Below are 20,605 nucleotides of genomic sequence, written 5' to 3'. Positions count from 1 at the left end.
ACGGAATTTTTACAACATTGAAAGGAGCGCGGGATGAAGACGGATCCAGACGGCTGGACGCTGGCGGACCCGGAGACGGCACCGAACGCCCGCATTGCCTCGTCGAATGCTGGCGCCAGCCGGAGCATGTTGATCGGGCTTCACATCATCGAAACGTCGAGGAAAACGCCATGACACGACAAGCGGCACGCTATCTGATGACGGCGATCACGATTCTGCTGGTTGCCGGATGCACCCAGTCGCGAACACTGCCGGACGGCGAAACGGCAGGTAGCCATCCGGCCCGCAGTGGTCAGGCCGTGACCAATATTCGTTACCAGCTCGGCCCCTGTCACGGCATGTGCCCGGTTTACGGCGTCGATATCAGCGAGGATGGCACGACCCGATTCACCGGGGAGCGGTTCACGGCCGTCGCGGGCGAGCGTGTTCGCATCAACGATCCCGAGCGATTCACGCTGGTCGAGAGGCGGCTCGCCCCGTGGCAGCCGGCGATGGGGACGACGACCGCCACGCCGGACTGCGGCCCGCGCGCGACGGATCTGCCCCATTACACCGTGACGTGGACGAATCGCGACGGAGAAACGGCGACCCTCGAGCATGACAGTGGCTGCCATTCGGCGGATGCTCGCGAGTTGACGCAGCAGCTTCGCGCTCTGCCCCAGGCGTTGGGCATCGAGTCCTGGGTCGAGCGCTGACCGACCATCGGGGAACGACGAGGCCAGAGACGCTACGACTATTCTGTGCTTGACGAGGGGATATTCGTTTAGCATGCTAATTAGGCGTCGCGACAAAACGTCGCAGGGAGTCCATTACCGAAGGAGTGGTCATGAAAGCGTTCAATAAATTGTTTTCGATGTTGGCCGCCATCGTCGTCTCCGCCGTGTTGCCGTTTTCCATGGCTGCGGAGAGCGAAGCCAGCCAGCACCAGAGTTCCTACAGCGGCACCAGCGTCAATTCCTCCGTGGTCAGCGAGGACAAGCAGGACGACGAGTCGGCCTGAATATCCCTGGATTCTGAATGCCGCGATGAAGTACCCGAATGACGACAAAGTCCCGATGTCGACACGATATCGGGGCTTTTCGTTTGCGCAGGATATGACGTGTGTCGCTATAAGGCAGATTCTCTGGGCCTAAAGTCGGCTGGCAGCCGATGCGGCCGCAGGCGAGGATGATGTCACCTTTCAGCCGGAGTCATGCCCATGCCTGTCTATGCCTATTTCGATGCAGTGCCGAATCTGCCGGACAAGGGGCGCTACTGGGTCGCGCCTAGCGCTCACGTCATCGGGCAGGTCGAACTGGGAGAGGACGTGGGCGTCTGGTTCAACGTGGTGATCCGGGGCGACAATGACCGGATCCTGATCGGCGAAGGCAGCAATATCCAGGAAGGCTGCATGCTGCACACCGATCCCGGCTTCGTGCTGCGCGTCGGCCGTGGCTGTACCATCGGCCACCACGCGATTCTCCATGGCTGTACCCTGGGCGACAACACGCTGATCGGTATGGGGGCGACCGTGCTCAATGGCGCGCAGATCGGCAATAATTGCCTGGTCGGCGCCAACGCGCTGGTGACCGAAGGCAAGTCTTTCCCCGACAATTCGCTGATCGTCGGCGCGCCGGCAAAGGCGGTGCGCACACTGGACGACAAGGCAATCGAGGGGCTGAAGGCCTCGGCAGCGCATTACGTCGAACGCTGGCAAGCCTTCTCCCGAGGTTTGAAACCGATCGACATCGATTGACATTCGAGGGCTATCCAGCCCCTGATCCAACCCCGATAAGCCTATTCCGCTTTCCTGCTTCTTCCCGAATATCGGCATGAAACCCTTGTCATCGGCGAGGGTTTTGTCATTTGCGACTATCTTGTATTCAACACGGCGAGCTTGTGTTCGACATAGCGAACTTGCGCTCAATATTGCGAGAAACCGGTTCCCAGGAGGATGCCATGACGAGCCAGTACACGACCGACGAACCCGCCCGGGAGGCGCTGTACGACATCGCCGGGCCCGCCGTGATCGAATTCGGCGCGCCCTGGTGTCCGTGGTGTCAGGCGGCCCAGCCGCTGATCGCCGAAGCGTTCGAAGGCGCGCAGGAGCTACCGTACTTCAGGATCGAGGATGGCAAGGGCCGGCCGCTGGGGCGGGCCTTTCGAGTCAAGCTCTGGCCGACGCTGGTCTTTCTGCGTGACGGCGAGGAGGTCGCTCGCTGTGTCCGGCCGGAGTCGACGGCGCCCTTGAAGCAGGCGCTGGCGAAAGTCGTCACGCCATCGTGAGGATTTCCGCTACGCTTGGCGCATTCCTGATTCACCGATAGAGGACTCTTCGTGGCCGCAGGCAGTCTACTGACACTACTCGACGATATCGCCACGTTGCTCGACGACGTTTCCCTCATGACCAAGGTGGCCGCCAAGAAGACGGCGGGCGTGCTGGGTGACGATCTGGCGCTCAACGCCCAACAGGTCACCGGCGTTCGCGCCAGCCGCGAGCTGCCAATCGTGTGGGCCGTGGCGAAAGGGTCGCTGCGCAACAAGCTGATTCTGGTGCCGGCGGCGCTTCTGATCAGCGTGATCGCTCCCTGGCTGATCACCCCGCTGCTGATGCTGGGCGGCGCGTTTCTCTGTTACGAGGGCGCGGAAAAACTGGCTCACAAGTTTCTGCACGGTGGCGCCGAGGCGAGCAAGGAAGATGTCCGCGCCGCCGCGAAGCTGAAGACGAAGGAGGAGCGGCTGGCGTTCGAGAAGGACAAGATCAAGGGCGCCGTGCGGACCGACTTCATCCTCTCGGCGGAAATCATCGCCATTACGCTGGGCACGGTGGCCAGCGCCAGTTTCACCCAGCAGGTCGTGGTCCTGGCGATCATCGCCGTCGCCATTACCGCGGCGGTCTACGGCCTGGTGGCCGGCATCGTCAAGCTCGACGATCTCGGCGTCTATCTCACCGAGCGGTCGGCGAGCTTCGCCCAGTCGATCGGTCGCGGGATTCTGTGGGCGGCGCCCTATCTGATGAAGCTGCTGTCGATCGTCGGCACCATCGCGATGTTCCTGGTCGGCGGTAGTATCCTGACGCATGGCGTTCCCTTCATTCACCATGCCATCGAGAATCTCGCCGAAGCGCCGGCCGATATTCCCGGCGTGGGTGCGATCATCCAGCCGCTGGCTCCCATGCTGCTCAACTTCGCTTGCGGCCTGCTGGCCGGGGCGGTCGTGCTCGGGGCGGTGCAACTGATCAAGAAGCTCCGGTCCGGCGGCGGTCACTGACAAGGCAAAGCGCTGCCCGTGAGAAGCGGGCGAACTCACGGATCAACCCGCGAGCAGGGCGCGCTCCAGGGCGAAGACATGGGCGTCCTCGAATCCCAGCTCGCGCAACGCGGCAGCCAGGTTGAGCAGGTAGTCACGGTTGGAGCCGCTCGGGCCGTGAGACGTGGCGATCTGGCGCGCGATCTCGGCTTCCGAGGCCGGGCCGAGATAGGCAGCGTTGTCCTCTCCCGCCAGGTACACCACACCCTCGGCACGGCTGGCATGACCCGAGGGCGCGTCCTCGAACTTCATCTCGGTAATGACGCGCAGATACCCGTTCTTCTCGCGGATATCCAGCGGCTCGAACACGCGGGGAGAGATGCGATAGGCCATGCCGTGGCAGATCGCATCGGCATCCGGCGTAAGCGTCACCACCCGCCCCGGCGCTTCCGGCGTGCCGCGATGATCGTGGGAGCCTTGCCAGAAGCGCCGCGTCCAGCCGCGGATCGACGCCGGGCGGCGTTCCAGGTAGTCGAAATCCACCTTCCAGATCAGCGAACCGTAACCAAATAGCCATACCGATTCGTGATCGTCGAAGTAGGTCATCCGGCGATTGTGGGCAGTGGTATCGAAAGACATGGGACTCCGGCGTTGAAGACTGGCGAACGGGCGTGTGCCGCGGCGGGGGAATAATATGCGGCGGCGCGCGGTCGATCTCAAGGCCGGAGGGGCGCGCGTTTCCGTCATTCGTCGTGGTGGTCCCTGCCGATTTGACAGTTGGCCCGGCGATGCCATGTTGAAGTTCCATCACCATTGAAATGCCGTCATCGCTCTCGGGAGTCATCATGGCCAGTCAAAAACGGATCATCGCGGCACTGATGCAGCGTCATGGACGCACCTTCGCCAGCGAACTGGGGATCGACCTGCGCAAGAACACGCCGTCGCCACTGTTTCGTCTGCTCTGCTATTCGCTGCTGACCAGTGCGCCGATCAGTGCCGAGCTGGCGATGCGTGGCGCCAGGGCGATGGCCAGGGCCGGCTGGACGACGCCGCAGAAACTGCAGGCGAGCGACTGGGAAACCCGGGCGCGGGTACTCAACGAGTCCGGCTACGCGCGCGTCGACGAAAAGACCGCCACGCAGCTGGCGGACATGAACGCCGCACTGCTGGAAACCTACGATGGCGATCTGCGCAAGTTGCGCGAGGCGGCGGAAGGTAGCCCCAAGGCGTTGCGGAAACGGCTCAAGGCTTTCAAGGGAATCGGCGGCACCGGTGCCGATATCTTTCTGCGCGAGATCCAGTTGGTGTGGGACGAATGCTACCCCTATGCTGACAAGGCCGCGCTCTCCGCGGCCGAGAAACTGGGGCTCAAGGCCGACGCCGACAAGCTGGCCGACAAGGTATCCCGCGAGGATTACCCCAGGCTGATGGCCGCGCTGGTGCGTTGCAAGCTGGAGAAGGATGCCCAGGGCGTGCAGGATGCGGCCAAGGGCTGAGCGTCTACCACTGGCGCTTCGGGTCGCTCAGCCACTTGCCCACCGGCCCGATCCCGTCCGTACACCAGGGCTCGCTCAGCCGGGTGATGAAAAAGCGGGGCTGCTTGCCGAACGCCCGGTTCAACCGCGAACGCAGAAACTCGATCGGATCGGTCGACTCGATCAGCCAGGTCGTGCGAAACAGCGGGATGGATTCGAACCGTCCGAGCATCGACTCCAGGCGATGGCTATCCATTCTTCCCAGCGGTCTGTCGAAGGTCAGGCAGTAAATGCCCATGGCATGCTCCTTGCTGCCGAATTAGCCAACTCTCATCCAGCGTAGACCGACCGGCGACGGCTTGTCCTTGTCCCCGATCGAATCCGTTGGTCATGGGCGCTCAGAATGCCGGATCATCCGCCTTTGCCGATTCGTCAGCGGCCTTTGGCAGGATCAGGTTGAGCACGATCGATACCAGCGCGCCGGGGATCAAGCCGGATTCCAGCAATACGCCGATCTGATCGGGCGCGCCCGCGTAAAGCCCGCTCTGGGCCGGCAAGCCGATGGCGACGGCCAGCGAGACGCCGACGATCAGCATGTTGCGCTTGTTGAACGCAGCATGGGAAAGCATCTTCACCCCCGCGCTGGCGATCATGCCGAACATGATGATCACAGCACCGCCCAGCACCGCAGCGGGAATTGCCGAAACCACCGCGCCGAGCTTGGGAACCAGCCCCGCCAGCACCAGGAAGCCGCCGCCAATGGCGACCACGAAACGGCTGGCGACGCCGGTCAGCGCGACCAGCCCGACGTTCTGGCTGAAGCTGATCTGCGGGAAGGCGCCGAATAGCGCGGCGAAGCTGCTGGAAAGACCGTCGGCCATCACGCCACCGGAAAGCTCGCGCTTGGTGGCCTCGCGCTCGGCGCCGCCGATTGCGGTGCCGGAAATGTCGCCGATCGATTCGGCGCAGGTCACTACCGCCATCAGCGCGATGGCCATGATCGCCGCCGGATCGAAGCTGAGACCCATCTGCAAGGGCACCGGCAGCTGGAACCAGCTGGCATCGGCGACCTTGGAAAAGTCGAGCAGGCCGAACGGCGCCGCCGCCACGCAGCCGACGAGGATGCCGATCAACACTGCAGCCTCGGAGAGAAAGCCGCGACAGAACTGGTGGAACGCCACGGTGACGACGAAGACCAGCGCGGCCAGCAACAGATGATGCGGCGCCCCGAAGTCCTCGGCACCGACGCCGCCACCGACATAGGCGAAGCCCACCGGCAACAGCAGGATGCCGATCAGCAGCACGAAGGTGCCCGAAACCACGGGCGGGAAGAACACGCTCAAACGCTTGTAGAAGACGCCCACCACGGCCATCGCCAGCCCACCGATCAGTGCGCCGCCGAAGACCGCCGGCAGCCCTTGGCTGGCAGCGATCGGAATCATCACCGGCACGAAGCCGAAGCTGGTGCCCATGACGATCGGCAGGCGCGCGCCCAGCGGGCCGATACCCAGCGTCTGGACCAGCGTGGCGATCCCTGCCACGAACATCGCCATCTGCACCAGGAAGACGGTATCCGCCCCCGAAAGGCCCGCCGCGCCGGCGATGATCAGCGGTACGGCGGCATTGCTGACGAACATCGCCAGCACATGTTGTATACCAAGTGGAACCGCCTTTCGGAGTGGCGGGAAGTAGTCGATATCGCGTAGCCGACTATCGTTTTCGTTGACATGAAGGCGGCATTCTTCCTCGGAATGACGGCTTGCCGTGGTGGTGTCCTGATTCATCGAATACTCCAGAGTCCGTTGTTGTTGTCTACCTTTGTCTAACTACTCTAGAGCGTTTTTGTGTACAAAAAACCGGTAAAGCGAAAGGCGAGGACGGTGCCGGCTTCAGATCCCGTTGTCCTCCGGCCACCAGCGCGCCAGGACGGATTCAGCCTGGCGCTTGATGTCTTCGTCGATGTAGATCGACACGGCCACCAGCGCGGCGGCCAGTACGCTGGCGTCATCGGTATAGCCGACACCGGCGACGAAGTCGGGGATCGCATCCAGCGGCGAGATGAAATAGCCGAGCGCCCCAATGATCGTCGACTTGGCCCAGAGCGGAACATCGGGTCGCTTGAGCACGAAATAGAGCTGCAGCGCCTTCGACGCGACCTCGCGCCCGGCGCGCTTGCCGAAGCGGGTCAGCTTGCCCCAGAAGCGCTCGTCGCTGTAGCTGTCCTGATGCTTGGCGGCGGCCTCGGAACCGGAACGCGGTGATTCGGCCGCCACGTCAGCGGGCAGATAGAGGGTGTCGTCGTGTTCGATACGGCGGGAGTGGCGAGAGAAGATCTTCATGGTCGGGCTCCGTCATTGCGGGCGGTATCCCAGTCTAGGCAGAGGATCGGCCAACGCCCAGTCTCTTAGAGCACCGGCAGGCACGGGCGGAAGCCTCGAGGGCGATCCTCGGCCCAGACCTGCGAGCCAGTCGCAGTCGAGCGCCGCAGTCGAGCGGCGACAGCGAGCGGCGACAGCGAGCGGCGGAATCGTCTGGTGAATGCCGAGCGGCATTTTCGGACTTTTGATCAAGCATGCCGGAGCTTTAGTGATAGAGGCGCCTTCGGTACTACTTTAGTCTAGGCGCCATCCCAAGTCTTGATCGGAAATCTCGAAATGACGACGCAAGAAACTCAACGCTCGACGCAGGCGGCGCCGGAGCCCTCGCGCTGGATCGCCGTATTCTCGCTGACGATGGGCGTGTTCAGCCTGGTGATGGCGGAATTCCTGCCGGCCAGCCTGCTGACGCCGATGGCGGAGTCGCTCGCGATCAGCGAGGGGCAGGCCGGGCAGGCCGTTACCGTAACGGCGATCGTGGCGCTGCTTTCAGGATTGCTGGTGACGGCGGTGACCCAGCGGCTCGACCGCCGCCATGTGCTGCTGGCGTTCTCCGTCCTGATGATCGCCGCCAACCTGACGGTGGCATTCGCGCCGCATCTGGCCTGGCTGCTGCTCGGGCGAGTATTGCTCGGCGTGGCATTGGGCGGATTCTGGGCGCTCTCGACCGCGACGGTCATGCGGCTGGTGGCCGAGCATGACGTGCCGCGCGCCCTGTCCGTGATCTTCACCGGTGTGCCCATTGCCACCATCAGTGCCGCGGCACTGGGCAGCTATCTCGGCGATGTGATCGGCTGGCGCAATGTCTTCCTGCTGGCGACGGCGCTCTCGGTGGCGACACTGGTGCTGCAGTATGTCACCTTGCCGCGAATGACCCCCGAGCGCCCGACGCCGCTCGGCACCCTGGTCAGCGTGATCAAGCGGCCGGGCATGGGCGCGGGCATCGTCGCCATCGTGCTGGTGTTCTGCGGCCACTTCGCCTTCTTCACTTACGTTCGCCCGTTTCTCGAAGGGGTGTCGCGGATGAGTATCAACGAACTCTCCTCGACCCTGCTGGCGTTCGGCGTGGCGAACTTCGTCGGCACGCTGGTCGCGGGATTCCTGCTCGAGCGCAGCCTGCGGTTGACGCTGTTGCTGATGCCGCTGGTCATGGGCGTGCTGGGCTGGCTGCTGGCCAGCCTGGGCGGTTTCTCGATGGGCACCGACGCCATCATGGTAGCGATGTGGGGCTTCGCCTTCGGCGCGGTGCCGGTCGCCTGGTCGACCTGGATCACTCGCATCGTGCCGGACGAGGCCGAAAGCGGCGGCGGTCTCATCGTGGCCTCGATCCAGCTGGCGATTGCGCTGGGCGCGGCCGTCGGCGGCGTCATGTTCGATATCAGCGGGGTCCTGGGCGTCTGTGCGACGGCCGGCACGCTGCTGCTGGCCGCTGCCGCGCTGATCCTGGTGGCGGTCAGGACGCGGCCGGAGGCGTCGGCCGATCGCGACGCCATGGTGGCAACCTGTCAGTCAACGTGAAAGCCTCGGCAGCCCGGCCGGCGGTGCCGGGGGCTCGTCCGGGATTCGGTCGGGAGGATGGGCGAGCTCATCTTGCTTGTCGGGCAGGGATGATGGTCTGCTATAAGCAATCCGCCCCAAGGACCATCGAAAGGAACCGACGATGAGTATCGATCCCCAAGCAGGACGCTTGCCCGACGAACACAGTCTCGCCAACCTGCCGCGTCTGGTGTCGCGCTATTACAGCGAACGCCCGGACGCCAGCGACCCCGGGCAGCAGGTCGCCTTCGGCACTTCGGGCCACCGCGGCTCGTCGCTGAAGACGAGCTTCAACGAGTGGCACATCCTGGCGACGACCCAGGCGATCTGCGAGTACCGCGAGGCCCAGGGGATCGATGGGCCGCTGTTCATCGGCATGGATACGCATGCGCTGTCCGAGCCGGCATTCGTCTCCGCGCTGGAAGTGCTGGCGGCCAACGGCGTCGAGACGCGGATCGATGCCGGCTGCGAGGAGACCGGCGGTGAGGTCGGTTACACGCCGACGCCGGCGATCTCCAACGCCATCCTGGTCTACAACCAGGGGCGCACCAGCGGTCTGGCCGACGGTATCGTGATCACGCCGTCGCACAACCCGCCGACCGACGGTGGCTTCAAGTACAACCCGACCAATGGCGGCCCGGCCGACACCAATGTCACCAAGTGGATTCAGGAGCGCGCCAACGAGCACCTCGCCGGCGGGCTCGAGGGCGTTCGCCGCGTCAGCTACACCGAAGCGCTGAAGGCGCCGACCACCCAGCGCTTCGATTTCATCGACAGCTATGTCAGCGGATTGGACAAGGTCATCGACATGGCCGCGATTCGTGATTCCGGGCTCAAGTTCGGCGTCGATCCGCTGGGCGGCGCCGGCGTGCACTACTGGCCGCGCATCGCCAAGCGCTACGATCTGCCGCTGGAAGTGATCTCCACCACCGTCGACCCGACCTTCCGCTTCATGCGCGTCGACTGGGACGGCAAGATCCGCATGGACTGCTCGTCGCCCCACGCCATGGCCGGGCTGATCGAGAACAAGGATCGCTTCGACGTCTCGTTTGCCTGCGATACCGATCATGATCGCCACGGTATCGTCGCGCGCTCGACCGGGCTTCTGAATCCCAACCACTATCTGGCCGTCGCCATCGAGTATCTCTTCACCCATCGTCCGGACTGGGGCGACAAGGCCGCCATCGGCAAGACGCTGGTGTCGTCGTCGATGATCGATTACGTCGCCGAAGGCCTGGGCCGGGACGTGGTCGAGGTGCCGGTGGGCTTCAAGTGGTTCGTCGATGGCCTGATCGAGGGCACTCTCGGCTTCGGCGGCGAGGAATCCGCCGGTGCCTCGTTCCTGACGCGGGACGGCAAGCCCTGGTCCACCGACAAGGACGGCATCATTCTCGGTCTATTGGCCGCCGAGATCACCGCCGTCACCGGCAAGGACCCGGGCGAGCGCTATCAGGCGCTCACCGAACGCTTCGGCGCGCCGGTCTACGAGCGCGTGGACGCGCCGGCCAACCGCGAGCAGAAGGCCAGGCTCGGCAAGCTCTCGCCGGAACAGGTCACCGCCGACACGCTGGCCGGCCATCCGATCACCCGCAAGCTGACCGAGGCGCCCGGCAACGGCGCCGCCATCGGCGGGCTCAAGGTGGTCACCGACGCCGGCTGGTTCGCCGCGCGCCCCTCAGGCACTGAGGATGTCTACAAGATCTACGCCGAAAGCTTCGAGGGCGAGGAGCATCTCAAGCGGATTCAGGAAGAGGCCAAGGCGCTGGTCGATCAGGTGCTGGCGGGCTAGATCCGGCAACGAGACGACCCTGCAGGAAAAACAAGAGCGGGCTGCGCATGCAGCCCGCTCTTTTTTGCGTTTCAAACCCGACCCATCACCTCTTGTCGATCATCCATGCCAATCACCCCATATGGGTGACCAGCTTGGTGGTGAGATAGGCTTCCAGCGCTTCGCTGCCGCCTTCGGAACCGTAGCCGGAATCCTTGATGCCGCCGAAGGGAAGTTCAGGCAGCGCGATGCCCAGGTGGTTGATGGTCAGCATGCCCGCCTCCAGCCGGTCGCTGAGCGCCTGGGCGGTCTTCGACGAGGCGGTGAAAGCGTAGGCGGCCAGCCCGAATGGCAGGCGGTTGGCCTCGGCCAGCGCCTCTTCCAGATCGTCGAACGGAACCAGCAGTGCCAGCGGGCCGAACGGTTCTTCGTTCATGGCACGCATCTGCGGCGTCAGCCCGGTCAGTACCGTCGGTTCGAAGAAATAACCGGGGCCGTCGGAGCCCTTGCCGCCGAGCTGGACGGTCGCGCCCTGGCTGCGGGCATCGTCGATCAGAGCTTCCAGTGCCGGACGACGGCGCTCGTTGGCCAGCGGCCCCATGGTCACGTCGGGGTCGAGTCCGTTGCCGACCTTGATCTCGCGGGCCAGAGCGACGAAGCGCTCGAGGAAAGTTTCGAACACGCCGCGTTGAATCAGGAAGCGGGTCGGCGAGACGCAGACCTGGCCGGCATTGCGGAATTTCGAACCGACCAGAAGCCGTGCGGCCTGTTCGACATCGGCATCGTCGAAGACCAGCGCCGGCGCATGACCGCCCAGCTCCATGGTCGCGAGCTTCATGTGTTCGCCGGCCATGGCGGCCAGTTGCTTGCCGACCGGGGTGGAGCCGGTGAAGGTGACCTTGCGGATCGTCGGATGAGGAATCAGGTAGCTGGAAATTTCCGACGGTACGCCGTAGACCAGACCGATGACGCCGGCCGGTACGCCGGCATCGGCGAAGGCGCGAATCAGCTCGGCGGGAGAGGCGGGCGTCTCTTCCGGCGCCTTGACGATGATCGAGCAGCCGGTGGCGAGCGCCGAGGAGAGCTTGCGAACCACCTGGTTGATCGGGAAGTTCCACGGCGTGAAGGCCGCGACCGGGCCGACCGGCTGGCGGACGACACGCTGCTCGACGCCGGCTGCCCGCGCCGGCACGACGCGCCCGTAGGTTCGGCGGCCTTCTTCCGCCAGCCAGTCGATGGTATCGGCGGCGGCCAGGGTTTCACCGCGTGCCTCGGCCAGCGGCTTGCCCTGTTCCTGGGTCATCAGCCGTGCGATGCCATCGGCGCGTTCGCGCAGCAGCTCGGCCGCCTTGCGCATGATCTTGTAGCGCTCGAACGCGGAAGTGGCGCGCCAGGTCTGGAAGCCGCGTTCGGCGGCGGCCAGGGCCGCGTCGAGATCGCTGGTGGCGGCATGCGCGACCCGGCCGATCACTTCGCCGGTAGCCGGGTTGACCACGTTGATCTGGCGGCCATCCTGGCCTTCGCGCCATTCGCCGTCGATATAGAGTTTTACGTCGGAGTAGGATTGCTCCAGGGACATGCGATGCTCCTTATTGATGCGTTGTTTGTCGGTGCCATGCGTCGCCGTTCAGCCATCATAACCGTTCGACGCCGGCTATGGCGTCGTGCTGGCCCAACGCGCGGTCAGCGCACAGAAGAAGTCGATGTACTGGGTGTGGCCGCCGGGAAAGATCACGTCCAGCGTCAACGGATCGTCGGCATCGCTGATCCCTTCCAGCGCCGGCCAGACATCGATGTCCGGATCCTCGGCATGGCGTGACAGCCGCTCGATATCCACCTCGGCGCGCCGCACTTCGCCGCCGCTGCTGTCGACGTAGAGCACCCGGTTGCCGCTGTCGAACGCGTCCCCTAGCTGCTGAACCAGGGTCAGGAAGCCGCGATCGCTGCCGCCGCGCTGGCGCTCGGCCTGCGGGTTGCCCGGCTGGATGAACGAGGTCACGGTATCCCCGACGCCGACGATACGCGGCATCAGGGCGGGATCGAAACGATCGCGAGCCAGCTGCAGCAGCGCGGCGTGGTCACGGGGCGCTTCCCGGGCGTTGAAGGTTTCGCCCAGCGGATAGTGGCCGGTATGGCGATGGTAGTAACGGTTGAGTATGACCAGCACGCCGACTTCCTTGACGGCGCCACGCAGCATCAGCTGGAAGTCGGTGGTGCCGGCGTTGCCGCCACTGTTGTTATCGTCGTCGCTCTCCCGCAGGCGCTCGTTGCCTTGCGCGTCCCGGCCGGCATTAGGGGCGTAGTGGATGAAAAAGGCGTCGTCGAGGCCGGCCAGACTGGCGGCTTCCAGGCGTTCGCGCATGAAATCGGCAACGGCGATCTGCAGCGCTCGATAGCGCGCGGGAGCGTCCCGCCAATGGCGGTAGAAGACGTTGAGGTTGAGTGTCGGCGACGCCAGATTGTCGAGCACCGCGGCGGCGATCAGGTCGCGTCGCACCTCGGCCGGCAGGTCGTAAGGCGGCCGGGACAGCAGCGCGTCGAGAAATGCCTCGGCCTGAGCGGGGAACGCCTCGAGAAACGCCAGTTCGGTATCGGTGACGCCGGGATGGCTGACGCTGCCGAAGCGGTCCTGCCACTGCACCCCGCCGGCCGCCAGACCCGGCAGATAGCGACCCTGACCGCCGGCGTGACCGGGCGTCTCGAACAGCGCCTCGACGATGCCGTTCACCCCGCGCGAGCCGATGTGCTCGCCGTTGGTCAGCACGAAGAAGTGGCCGTCGAGCTGGCGCGTGGCATCGAGGTAACGGCGCTCCAGGCGCCGGGTCAACGGGTCACCGACCAGTCCCATGCAGACCCCGTCCAGATCCTGAATGATCAACAGGTTGTCGGTAGTCGCCAGTTCGTCCAGCAGGCTGGCGTGATCGAGAGAGAAGGGGCGAGTCGGGGGCATGGTCAACGTCTTGTTCGGAGGCGAATAGTGATGGCGCGGAAACCGCGATTCGCCACTAGTATAACGTCAGGCTTCGAGACGAATAGCGGCGGTTTGCCCCGCCGGAAAGCCGCGACTAGGCTGCAGGAAGTCGCCATTGCCGTTGTCGTCACCGACAGAGCGCGGCGACGGTGCTGGAAAGCTGGAAGGTAGTGCAGAAACGGCAAGACGCTCACGCCCGGATGGCGTGATAAGAGCCCGGTCAGGGCAACATTGGCAAGGAGGCAACGATGTCCAGTCCCGAACACAAACAGAAGATCTGGAAGCTGATCGAAAAGATCAAGGTCGGCATGTTGGTGACCCTCGACGATGGCGTGCCGCGCTCCCGCCCCATGCATCTGGTGCAGGATGCCTACGATGGCAAGCTCTGGTTCTATACGCGACGCAGCGCGGAGAAGACGTTCGAGGCTCGGGCCGATCAGGATGTCTGTATTTCCTTTTCGGACCAGGATGACGGCATTTATGTCTCGATGTCAGGCACGGCACGCCTTAATCACGATCCCGAGCTGATCGAGAAATACTGGAATCCGTTCGTGGCAGCCTGGTTTACCGGCGGCAAGGAGGATCCGGACCTCACCATGATGGAGATCGACATCCACTTCGGCGAACACTGGCAGTCGCGGGAGAGCAAGACGTTCCAGCTCTATGAATTCGCCAAGGCCAACGTGAAGAAAGACCACCAGCCGAATGTCGGCGAGAACGAGAAGTTCGGTCACTGAGGCTGGCCGCCGCCAGCGTCCAACCGGCGCTGGCGGCTTTATGTATTCCGGATCATTGACAGTAGCGCGCCAAGTCAGGATAAAGAGTCCTCATTAGTCATATAGCGACCCCCCATGTTTCTGCTGACGGCATTCGTCGTTCTCTCGATCGGTTTCTCCTTTGTCTGTTCGGTGCTGGAGGCCGCGCTGCTTTCGCTGACGCCAAGTTATATCGCGCAGCTCAAGGACTCCCGCCCCAAGCTCCACGACAAGCTCAACAAGCTCAAGTCCAACATCGACCGCCCGCTGGCGGCGATTCTGACGCTCAACACCATCGCGCACACCGTTGGTGCCACCGGCGTCGGCGCGCAGGTGTCGATCGTGTTCGGCGACGCCCATGTGGCGATCGCCTCGGCGCTGATGACGTTCGGCATTCTGGTGTTCTCGGAGATCATTCCCAAGACCATTGGCGCAACTTACTGGCGAGCGCTGGCGCCGCTGCTGCCGCGTATCCTGAACATCATGGTGCGCACGCTGCTGCCGTTCATCTGGCTCTCCGAAAGAATCACCAACCGTATCGCCAAGAGCGAGAACGACGTCGACATGCGCGGCGAAATCAAGGCGCTGGCGCGGATCGGGCTCGACGAGAAAGCGCTGGATCCGGACGAGACCCGCACCATCACCAACATTCTCAACCTGCACGAGATCCCGGTGAAGAGCGTGATGACGCCGCGAACGGTATGCGAAACGGTAAGACCCGACATGACCGTGGCCGAGTTCGACCAGCGTTTCGGCAAAACCCAGTTCACGCGCTTTCCGGTCATGGACGGCGCCGAGGACGCGCTGGGTTACGTGCACAAGGCCGATACCTACCACGCCGAGGACGGAGAGACGCTGAAATCGCTGATGCATCCAGTGGCTATCGTCGATGAAGCCGATAGCGTCGAACACGTCTTTACCGCGATGCTCAAGGACCACAACCATCTGCGGGTGGTCTACGACGACCACGGCAACTGGGTGGGCCTGATCACTATGGAAGACGTGATCGAGACGATCCTGGGGCAGGATATCGTCGACGAGACCGACAACGTGCATAACCTGCGCAAGTACGCCAAGCAGCGCTGGCTGAAGCGGATCAAGCGCGGCGAATCCGCCCAGCCGCCGCCGGGCTGATGTTGATGATCGATAGCCCGGCGCGCGATCAGATGACCTTCTTGCGTAGCCAGGCCGCCAAGGCCTCGCCCAGGATGACCAGCACGATGATCGCCAGCAGGATGGTGGCGACGGTCTGCCAGGCCAGGGTGTCGATGGCGCCCTGGAGAATCACGCCGATGCCGCCGGCGCCGACCAGACCCAGCACGGTCGACTCGCGCAGGTTGATGTCCCAGCGCAGGATGCCGACCGCGAAGAAGGTAGGAATCACCTGCGGCACGATGGCGTAGAGCACTACCTTGGCCCGCGACGCGCCGGTCGCTTCCAGCGCCTCTACCGGGCGACGGTCGATCTCCTCGATCGCCTCGCCCAGCAGCTTGCCGAGAAAGCCGATCGACCGGAACATGATCGCGATGATCCCGGCCAGCACGCCGGGGCCGAAGATCGCCACGAACAGCAGCGCCCAGATCAGCGTGTTGACCGACCGGCTCGAGACCAGAATGAAACGGCCCAGCCACAGCGTGAAACGGTTGGGCGTCGTGTTCTGGGCCGCGATGTAGGCAATCGGCAGCGACATGAACACGGCGACGAAGGTGGCGATCGTGGCGATGTTGAGCGTCTCGACCAGCGCCCAAAGAATGGCATGCAGATTGCTCACGTCCGGCGGCACCATGCGGCCGAACAGGTCGCCGACCTGGGCGGGAGCATCCCATACCCAAGGCCAGATGATATCGATGCTCTCCACTGCCCAGACTACGGCGGCAACCACCGCCAACAGCGTGACGAAGCGCTTCCAGCGTTGTTGCGGGGTATAGCGCGCCCAGGTGCGTTCGGCAACGGTCGGGGTCGTTCGCATGGTCATCCGATGTTCCTCCTGATCCGACCGCTGACCGCTTCACTGACCAGAATCACGCCGATGATCACCATCGTGATCGCCAGCGCAAAGTCGTAATCGTAGCGGCCGAAGGCATTCATCAGCGTGGAGCCGATACCGCCGGCGCCGACGATGCCGACCACTGCCGAGGCGCGCAGATTGCTGTCGAGCTGATAGATGCCGAGGCCGATCTGGCGCGGCATGATCTGCGGCAGCACGGCGAACTGCAGCACGCTGATATAGGGTGTGCCGCTGGCGCGCAGCGCTTCCACCTGCCCCCAGTCGATCTCCTCGATGCGCTCGGCCAGCATCTTGGCGACGAAGCCGATCGAGTAGAGCGTCAGGGTCAGAATGCCGGCCACCGGGCCGAAGCCGACCGCCTTGACGAACAGGATCGCCACGATCACCGGGTGAAAGCTGCGTGCCACGATGATGATCGCCCGGCCCAGCAGATAGATCGGCTTGGCGGCGATGTTGCGCGCCGCCATGAACGCGATGGGCACGCTCAGCGCGAGGCCCAGCAGCGTCGCCAGAATGGCGATCTGCAAGCTTTCGAGAAAGCCGTCGATCAACAGCTCGTAACGGTCGAAGTTGGGCGGGAAGGCACCGGAGAAGATCCGCGCGGCGCGGGTCATGCCCTGGCTGATGCGATCGAGATCGAATGGCAGAATCGAGATCGCCCATATGGCATAGATCGCGACACCGATGACCAGACCCCAGCGCAGCAGCGGGTTGGCGATGAACGGCGGCTTGCGCCAGTGTCGGCGCGATGACGGGGCTTCCCGTTCGGCTCTCGTGCTCATGACGTGACCGCCCGAGTCTGCGCCGGGCCAGCGTCGGCTTGCTGGCGCTCCTCGCCCGGCGTGCCGCTGTAGACGGCATCCATCGCTTCCTGATCCAGATCGGCCGGGACGCCGTCGAAGATCAGCTTGCCGAAACGCATGCCGACGATACGCTGGGTGTACTCCCGCGCCTCGGCCACGTTATGGATATTGATCAGCACCGGTAGCGACAGCTCCTGGGACAGGTTCTGCAGAAGCTCCATGATCTGGCGCGAGCTGACCGGGTCCAGCGATGCAGTGGGTTCGTCGGCCAGCAGAATTTCCGGTTGCTGCATCAGCGCACGCACCACACCGACACGCTGGCGTTCGCCGCCGGAAAGCGCGTCGGCGCGCTTGTTGGCGTAATGTGCGATGCCGACGCGCTCCATCAGGTGATAGGCGCGTTCGATGTCCTCCGCCGGATACTTGCGCAGCGCCGCGCGCCAGTAGGGGATGTAGCCCAGGCGCCCGCACTGGACGTTCTCCATCACCGTCAGCCGGTCCACCAGATTGAAGCCCTGGAAGATCATCCCGATCCGTCGGCGCGCCTTGCGCAGCTCTTCCCGTCCGAGACGCGTGAGTTCCAGGCCGTTGAGCTCGATGCTGCCTTCCGTAGGCTCCACCAGCCGGTTGATGCAGCGCAGCAGGGTGCTCTTGCCCGCCCCGGAAGCCCCGATGATCGACACCACCGATTCGCCGGGAACGTCGAGATCGAGCCCGCGCAGCACCGGTTCGCCATGGCCGTACCGTTTGACCAGATTCTGAATGCGCAGCATGGAAGATCCTCTTCTGACGGCGCCATCGCCTTTCATGGCGGGCGGCGCCGTCTGGCGTTGGCAGGCTTATTCGACGTTTTCCTGGGAGTAGACGACGCCGTTGGCATCCTGGATGTCGCGTATCACTTCCCAATCCTTCTGATAGGTGACCGGCACGAACTTGGTCACGCCGTCGAATTCCTCGCCCAGCTCGGTCCCTTTCATGTCGAAGCTGAAGAAGGCTTCCTTGATCTTGTCGATCAGTTCGGGCTTGAGGTTGTGGGCATAGGTATAGGAGGTGGTAGGGAAGCGCTTGGATTCGAACACGATCTTGACCTCTTCCGGGTCGTAGAGCCCGCGCTCGGCCATGCGATCGACCACTTCGGAGGCGACCGGTGCGGCGTCGTAGTCACCCGCGACTACGCCCAGCATCGATTGGTCGTGAGAGCCCGAGTAGACCACTTCGTAATCCTCGTCCGGGGTGATGCCCTGCTTGGGGAACAGCGCGCGAGGCGCCAGATTGCCGGAGTTGGAAGTGGGCGAAGTGTGCGCCACGCGCTTGCCCTTGAGATCGCTCAGCTCGTCGATGCCGCTGTCCTTGCGGGTATAGACCTGCAGGGTGTAGCCGAATTCGCCGTCGTCGCTGCCCATGATCGCGAAAGGCACGGCACCGGCCAGATTGACCGCGAACGGCGTCGGCCCGGTGGAGAAGCCGGCGACCTGAATGCGGCCGCTGCGCATCGCCTCGATTTCTGCCGCATTGGACTGCACAGCATAGAAACGCACGTCCTTCCCGGTCTCCTCGCGCAGATGCTCGATGAACGGTTCCCAGATATCGGCATAGATTGCCGGATCCTCGACCGGGGTGTAGGCGAAGACCAGCGGATCGGGATCGAGATACTGGGATTCGTCGCTCGGCGCGTCGGCGACCAGATCGCCATTGGCGTCGCAGTACATCGGCGCCAGATCGCCGCGCTGTGGGCACTCTTCAGCGGCCTGGGCCGTGAAGGCAAGGCCGCAGCCGAGCGTCAGCGTGGTCAAGAGCGAGAGGGGCAGGCGTAGCGAGCGAGATTTGGATCGTTTGAGGCGTCGTAGCATGGCGAAATCTCCTGAGACGGAGGTTGTTATAAGCGACACCGACCGCGCGATCTTGTATGTCTCGTTAGGCCGCGTTCAGTGTCATGGTTTTGTCACAGTGTGGGCAAAATCTGCCAAAAAGCGCATTCGACTTTCGCTAATAACGGCATTGATGTTCGTTTCCGAGCAAAGAGCGGCAAGGATGTTGTTTTTTTCCAAATATATATTGCTCGCTTGCGCTGATTTTCATACCAGCCTGCCCGGCGTTGGCCTGCTGATTCATGCGCCTCTCCGGTCGATGCCTAAAATCTCGGTCGATGCGGTCGATAGTAGTGGCAACGTACTCAGGATTTAGGCATTTCATGCGCGTACTCACCGAACCGCCAATGGCTCGCAAAGCGCTCGACGAACCGTAAAAAGGAACGCAGGACATGCCCCTATTTCGTTCGCCGCACCACCATGAAGCCGTGCTCGATGCGATTCATCGCGCCATGGCGGTCATCGAGTTCTCCCTCGACGGCACCATCCTTTCCGCCAACACCAATTTTCTCGACATCACCGGCTTCGATGCCGATGACTTGATCGGCCAGCACCATCGCCGACTCTGCGATCCCGAGCTGATCGCGAGCCGGGAGTACGCGGCCTTCTGGGAGCGACTGCGTCAGGGCGAGTTCATCGCCGGGCGCTTCAAGCGCAGAACCTGCGACGGCCGCGCGCTGTGGCTGGAGGCCTCCTACAATCCGGTCATCGATCGCCATGGCAAGGTCATCCGGGTGGTCAAGACGGCGATCGACATTACCGCGCGGGTACGTGACGAGCAGGACATGCACAGCCGGCTCAGCGCCATCGACCGGTCCATGGCGGTCATCGAGTTCACCCCGGACGGGTACATCCTCAACGCCAACACCAATTTGTTGAGCACGGTGGGCTACGCGCTCGATGAAATCCAGGGGAAGCATCATCGAATCTTCTGTGAGCGCGACTATGCCGCAGGCCAGGCGTACCGCGACTTCTGGACCCACCTGAACGCCGGCGAATTCATGTCGGGACAGTTCAAGCGACTCGACAGGCAGGGCCGGACGCTGTGGCTCGAAGCTAGCTACAACCCGGTCTTCGATGCCGAGGGGCGGCTCTACAAGGTGGTCAAGTTCGCCACCGATATCACCGACCGCGTGACACGTGAAAACGAGAGCACCCGGATGGCCTATCGCATCTCGTCGAATACGGAAACTTCCGCCAACGACGGCTCTCGCATCATCAACGAGACCATCACTGAAATTCGTCGTATCGCCAGTCAGGTCGCGACCACGTCGCAGCAGCTCGATACCCTGGCGCAGCGCTCGGCCGACATCAATGCGGTGATCGAAAGCATTCGCGAGATCGCCGAGCAGACCAACCTGCTGGCACTCAACGCCGCCATCGAAGCGGCCCGCGCCGGTGAACATGGTCGTGGTTTCGCGGTGGTGTCCCACGAAGTACGCCAGCTGTCAATACGCACCTCGCAAGCCACCCGCGACATTGCCGCCACCATCGCCAGCCTGCGCAACCTCACCCAGGAGGTGAGCGGCGGCATGCAGGCCTGTCTAGGCAGCGTGGAAAACGGCGTTCGCATGGCGGGTGAGGCGGGCAATGCCATCGACAGGATTCGCGCCGGAGCCAACGACGTCGTCAGTGCCATCGCCCACGTTGCCTCGACGCTGCACGACCTCGAAGCCTCCAAAGGTCCGGCGTCCGCGCCGACCACCGCGCGCGCCTGAGATATCCGCTCACTGCCGTTTCGCACCGGCCTGTAGGAGCAAATGGTTGGCCCCGCTCGAATCGGCGGGTATTGCTCGCGGCTGCCGGTCGGGGAGAGGC

The 20,605-nt window shown here is 63.6% G+C and carries 23 protein-coding genes; 13 read left to right on the top strand and 10 right to left on the bottom strand.

Features of this window, described 5'->3' with window-relative positions; genetic code table 11:
* The first annotated feature begins 33 nt into the window (after positions 1-33).
* From R5R73_RS17255 to R5R73_RS17230, 6 genes are all read left to right on the top strand, one after another.
* Complete coding sequence (locus R5R73_RS17255) at positions 34-174, top strand: hypothetical protein (protein ID WP_170835850.1); 141 nt, start codon at positions 34-36, stop codon at positions 172-174.
* Entirely contained in the window at positions 171-695 is a 525-nt protein-coding gene (locus tag R5R73_RS17250) for a DUF6438 domain-containing protein (RefSeq protein ID WP_071230902.1), read from the top strand. The genes R5R73_RS17255 and R5R73_RS17250 overlap by 4 nt, the downstream gene beginning before the upstream one ends.
* Positions 696-826: 131 nt before the next feature.
* Positions 827-1,000, top strand: a complete 174-nt coding sequence (locus R5R73_RS17245) for a hypothetical protein (protein ID WP_157957066.1) — start codon at positions 827-829, stop codon at positions 998-1,000.
* Positions 1,001-1,198: 198 nt separating this feature from the next.
* Positions 1,199-1,735, top strand: coding sequence for a gamma carbonic anhydrase family protein (locus R5R73_RS17240; protein WP_071230901.1), 537 nt, complete (start codon positions 1,199-1,201; stop codon positions 1,733-1,735).
* A 203-nt stretch (positions 1,736-1,938) separates the two neighbouring features.
* Positions 1,939-2,265, top strand: coding sequence for a thioredoxin family protein (locus R5R73_RS17235; RefSeq protein WP_071230900.1), 327 nt, complete (start codon positions 1,939-1,941; stop codon positions 2,263-2,265).
* 51 nt (positions 2,266-2,316) lie between these two features.
* Entirely contained in the window at positions 2,317-3,249 is a 933-nt protein-coding gene (locus R5R73_RS17230) for a DUF808 domain-containing protein (protein ID WP_322528169.1), read from the top strand.
* Between the two features lie 42 nt (positions 3,250-3,291).
* Here the strand turns inward: R5R73_RS17230 and R5R73_RS17225 are convergent, their stop codons facing one another.
* Positions 3,292-3,867 (bottom strand): gamma-glutamylcyclotransferase, encoded by a 576-nt coding sequence (locus R5R73_RS17225; RefSeq protein WP_322528168.1) that lies wholly within the window; start codon positions 3,865-3,867, stop codon positions 3,292-3,294.
* Between the two features lie 206 nt (positions 3,868-4,073).
* Here R5R73_RS17225 and R5R73_RS17220 point away from each other — a divergent pair, with 206 nt between their 5' ends.
* Positions 4,074-4,724: a hypothetical protein gene (locus tag R5R73_RS17220; RefSeq protein ID WP_322528167.1), complete on the top strand. Its 651-nt coding sequence runs from the start codon at positions 4,074-4,076 to the stop codon at positions 4,722-4,724.
* Positions 4,725-4,728: 4 nt separating this feature from the next.
* Here the strand turns inward: R5R73_RS17220 and R5R73_RS17215 are convergent, their stop codons facing one another.
* The 3 genes from R5R73_RS17215 to R5R73_RS17205 form a co-directional block, all read right to left on the bottom strand.
* On the bottom strand, positions 4,729-5,001 hold the full coding sequence (locus tag R5R73_RS17215; protein WP_071230896.1) for a hypothetical protein: 273 nt from the start codon (positions 4,999-5,001) through the stop codon (positions 4,729-4,731).
* Positions 5,002-5,101: 100 nt separating this feature from the next.
* Complete coding sequence (locus R5R73_RS17210; RefSeq protein ID WP_322528166.1) at positions 5,102-6,487, bottom strand: nucleobase:cation symporter-2 family protein; 1,386 nt, start codon at positions 6,485-6,487, stop codon at positions 5,102-5,104.
* Between the two features lie 105 nt (positions 6,488-6,592).
* Positions 6,593-7,042 (bottom strand): YkvA family protein, encoded by a 450-nt coding sequence (locus R5R73_RS17205; RefSeq protein ID WP_322528165.1) that lies wholly within the window; start codon positions 7,040-7,042, stop codon positions 6,593-6,595.
* Positions 7,043-7,357: 315 nt separating this feature from the next.
* Here R5R73_RS17205 and R5R73_RS17200 point away from each other — a divergent pair, with 315 nt between their 5' ends.
* Positions 7,358-8,596, top strand: coding sequence for an MFS transporter (locus R5R73_RS17200; RefSeq protein ID WP_322528164.1), 1,239 nt, complete (start codon positions 7,358-7,360; stop codon positions 8,594-8,596).
* A gap of 142 nt (positions 8,597-8,738) precedes the next feature.
* Positions 8,739-10,403, top strand: coding sequence for a phosphoglucomutase (alpha-D-glucose-1,6-bisphosphate-dependent) (gene pgm / locus R5R73_RS17195; RefSeq protein WP_322528163.1), 1,665 nt, complete (start codon positions 8,739-8,741; stop codon positions 10,401-10,403).
* A gap of 112 nt (positions 10,404-10,515) precedes the next feature.
* Here the strand turns inward: pgm and R5R73_RS17190 are convergent, their stop codons facing one another.
* On the bottom strand, positions 10,516-11,961 hold the full coding sequence (locus tag R5R73_RS17190; RefSeq protein WP_322528162.1) for an NAD-dependent succinate-semialdehyde dehydrogenase: 1,446 nt from the start codon (positions 11,959-11,961) through the stop codon (positions 10,516-10,518).
* Positions 11,962-12,036: 75 nt separating this feature from the next.
* Positions 12,037-13,332, bottom strand: a complete 1,296-nt coding sequence (stpA, locus tag R5R73_RS17185; RefSeq protein WP_322528161.1) for a glucosylglycerol 3-phosphatase — start codon at positions 13,330-13,332, stop codon at positions 12,037-12,039.
* A 269-nt stretch (positions 13,333-13,601) separates the two neighbouring features.
* On the opposite strand from stpA, the gene R5R73_RS17180 reads away from it, so the two are divergent.
* Together R5R73_RS17180 and R5R73_RS17175 are read left to right on the top strand one after the other, a co-directional pair.
* Positions 13,602-14,090 carry a pyridoxamine 5'-phosphate oxidase family protein gene (locus tag R5R73_RS17180; RefSeq protein ID WP_303853739.1) on the top strand — a complete coding sequence of 163 codons (489 nt, stop codon included), beginning with the start codon at positions 13,602-13,604 and terminating at the stop codon, positions 14,088-14,090.
* Between the two features lie 114 nt (positions 14,091-14,204).
* The gene (locus tag R5R73_RS17175) at positions 14,205-15,242 is read left to right on the top strand and encodes a CNNM domain-containing protein (protein ID WP_322528160.1); all 1,038 of its coding nucleotides are present in this window, start codon (positions 14,205-14,207) and stop codon (positions 15,240-15,242) included.
* A 28-nt stretch (positions 15,243-15,270) separates the two neighbouring features.
* Here R5R73_RS17175 and phnE (R5R73_RS17170) read toward each other — a convergent pair whose 3' ends face one another.
* From phnE (R5R73_RS17170) to phnD, 4 genes are all read right to left on the bottom strand, one after another.
* Positions 15,271-16,077, bottom strand: coding sequence for a phosphonate ABC transporter, permease protein PhnE (phnE, locus tag R5R73_RS17170; protein WP_110634290.1), 807 nt, complete (start codon positions 16,075-16,077; stop codon positions 15,271-15,273).
* Between the two features lie 2 nt (positions 16,078-16,079).
* Positions 16,080-16,898 (bottom strand): phosphonate ABC transporter, permease protein PhnE, encoded by an 819-nt coding sequence (gene phnE / locus R5R73_RS17165; RefSeq protein WP_110634036.1) that lies wholly within the window; start codon positions 16,896-16,898, stop codon positions 16,080-16,082.
* Positions 16,895-17,692 (bottom strand): phosphonate ABC transporter ATP-binding protein, encoded by a 798-nt coding sequence (gene phnC, locus R5R73_RS17160; RefSeq protein ID WP_322528159.1) that lies wholly within the window; start codon positions 17,690-17,692, stop codon positions 16,895-16,897. Before phnC ends, phnE (R5R73_RS17165) begins: the two co-directional genes overlap by 4 nt.
* Before the next feature lie 66 nt (positions 17,693-17,758).
* Positions 17,759-18,769, bottom strand: coding sequence for a phosphate/phosphite/phosphonate ABC transporter substrate-binding protein (gene phnD, locus R5R73_RS17155; RefSeq protein ID WP_110634043.1), 1,011 nt, complete (start codon positions 18,767-18,769; stop codon positions 17,759-17,761).
* Here phnD and R5R73_RS17150 point away from each other — a divergent pair.
* Positions 18,768-19,103 (top strand): hypothetical protein, encoded by a 336-nt coding sequence (locus tag R5R73_RS17150; protein WP_110634046.1) that lies wholly within the window; start codon positions 18,768-18,770, stop codon positions 19,101-19,103. The two genes, phnD and R5R73_RS17150, sit on opposite strands and share 2 nt — an antisense overlap.
* A gap of 76 nt (positions 19,104-19,179) precedes the next feature.
* Entirely contained in the window at positions 19,180-20,505 is a 1,326-nt protein-coding gene (locus R5R73_RS17145; protein ID WP_322528158.1) for a methyl-accepting chemotaxis protein, read from the top strand.
* Positions 20,506-20,605 lie beyond the last annotated feature (100 nt).

Origin of the sequence: Salinicola sp. LHM, assembly GCF_034479735.1 — a bacterium.
GTDB classification, from domain to species: Bacteria; Pseudomonadota; Gammaproteobacteria; order Pseudomonadales; family Halomonadaceae; genus Salinicola; species Salinicola salarius.
The sequence above is the reverse complement of the archived record's forward strand: the minus strand, read 5'-3'. Positions and strand labels throughout refer to the sequence as shown.

Excerpts from the sequence above, each read along its gene's own strand:
- phnD (WP_110634043.1), bottom strand. The coding sequence starts at position 18,769 with ATGCTACGACGCCTCAAACGATCCAAATCTCGCTCGCTACGCCTGCCC.
- R5R73_RS17190 (WP_322528162.1), bottom strand. The coding sequence starts at position 11,961 with ATGTCCCTGGAGCAATCCTACTCCGACGTAAAACTCTATATCGACGGC.
- phnE (WP_110634290.1), bottom strand. The coding sequence starts at position 16,077 with ATGCGAACGACCCCGACCGTTGCCGAACGCACCTGGGCGCGCTATACC.
- R5R73_RS17240 (WP_071230901.1), top strand. The coding sequence starts at position 1,199 with ATGCCTGTCTATGCCTATTTCGATGCAGTGCCGAATCTGCCGGACAAG.
- R5R73_RS17245 (WP_157957066.1), top strand. The coding sequence starts at position 827 with ATGAAAGCGTTCAATAAATTGTTTTCGATGTTGGCCGCCATCGTCGTC.
- R5R73_RS17145 (WP_322528158.1), top strand. The coding sequence starts at position 19,180 with ATGCCCCTATTTCGTTCGCCGCACCACCATGAAGCCGTGCTCGATGCG.
- R5R73_RS17235 (WP_071230900.1), top strand. The coding sequence starts at position 1,939 with ATGACGAGCCAGTACACGACCGACGAACCCGCCCGGGAGGCGCTGTAC.
- phnE (WP_110634036.1), bottom strand. The coding sequence starts at position 16,898 with ATGAGCACGAGAGCCGAACGGGAAGCCCCGTCATCGCGCCGACACTGG.
- R5R73_RS17250 (WP_071230902.1), top strand. The coding sequence starts at position 171 with ATGACACGACAAGCGGCACGCTATCTGATGACGGCGATCACGATTCTG.
- R5R73_RS17255 (WP_170835850.1), top strand. The coding sequence starts at position 34 with ATGAAGACGGATCCAGACGGCTGGACGCTGGCGGACCCGGAGACGGCA.
- R5R73_RS17220 (WP_322528167.1), top strand. The coding sequence starts at position 4,074 with ATGGCCAGTCAAAAACGGATCATCGCGGCACTGATGCAGCGTCATGGA.
- R5R73_RS17150 (WP_110634046.1), top strand. The coding sequence starts at position 18,768 with ATGGCGAAATCTCCTGAGACGGAGGTTGTTATAAGCGACACCGACCGC.
- R5R73_RS17180 (WP_303853739.1), top strand. The coding sequence starts at position 13,602 with ATGTCCAGTCCCGAACACAAACAGAAGATCTGGAAGCTGATCGAAAAG.
- phnC (WP_322528159.1), bottom strand. The coding sequence starts at position 17,692 with ATGCTGCGCATTCAGAATCTGGTCAAACGGTACGGCCATGGCGAACCG.
- stpA (WP_322528161.1), bottom strand. The coding sequence starts at position 13,332 with ATGCCCCCGACTCGCCCCTTCTCTCTCGATCACGCCAGCCTGCTGGAC.
- R5R73_RS17210 (WP_322528166.1), bottom strand. The coding sequence starts at position 6,487 with ATGAATCAGGACACCACCACGGCAAGCCGTCATTCCGAGGAAGAATGC.
- R5R73_RS17205 (WP_322528165.1), bottom strand. The coding sequence starts at position 7,042 with ATGAAGATCTTCTCTCGCCACTCCCGCCGTATCGAACACGACGACACC.
- R5R73_RS17175 (WP_322528160.1), top strand. The coding sequence starts at position 14,205 with ATGTTTCTGCTGACGGCATTCGTCGTTCTCTCGATCGGTTTCTCCTTT.
- pgm (WP_322528163.1), top strand. The coding sequence starts at position 8,739 with ATGAGTATCGATCCCCAAGCAGGACGCTTGCCCGACGAACACAGTCTC.
- R5R73_RS17225 (WP_322528168.1), bottom strand. The coding sequence starts at position 3,867 with ATGTCTTTCGATACCACTGCCCACAATCGCCGGATGACCTACTTCGAC.
- R5R73_RS17215 (WP_071230896.1), bottom strand. The coding sequence starts at position 5,001 with ATGGGCATTTACTGCCTGACCTTCGACAGACCGCTGGGAAGAATGGAT.
- R5R73_RS17200 (WP_322528164.1), top strand. The coding sequence starts at position 7,358 with ATGACGACGCAAGAAACTCAACGCTCGACGCAGGCGGCGCCGGAGCCC.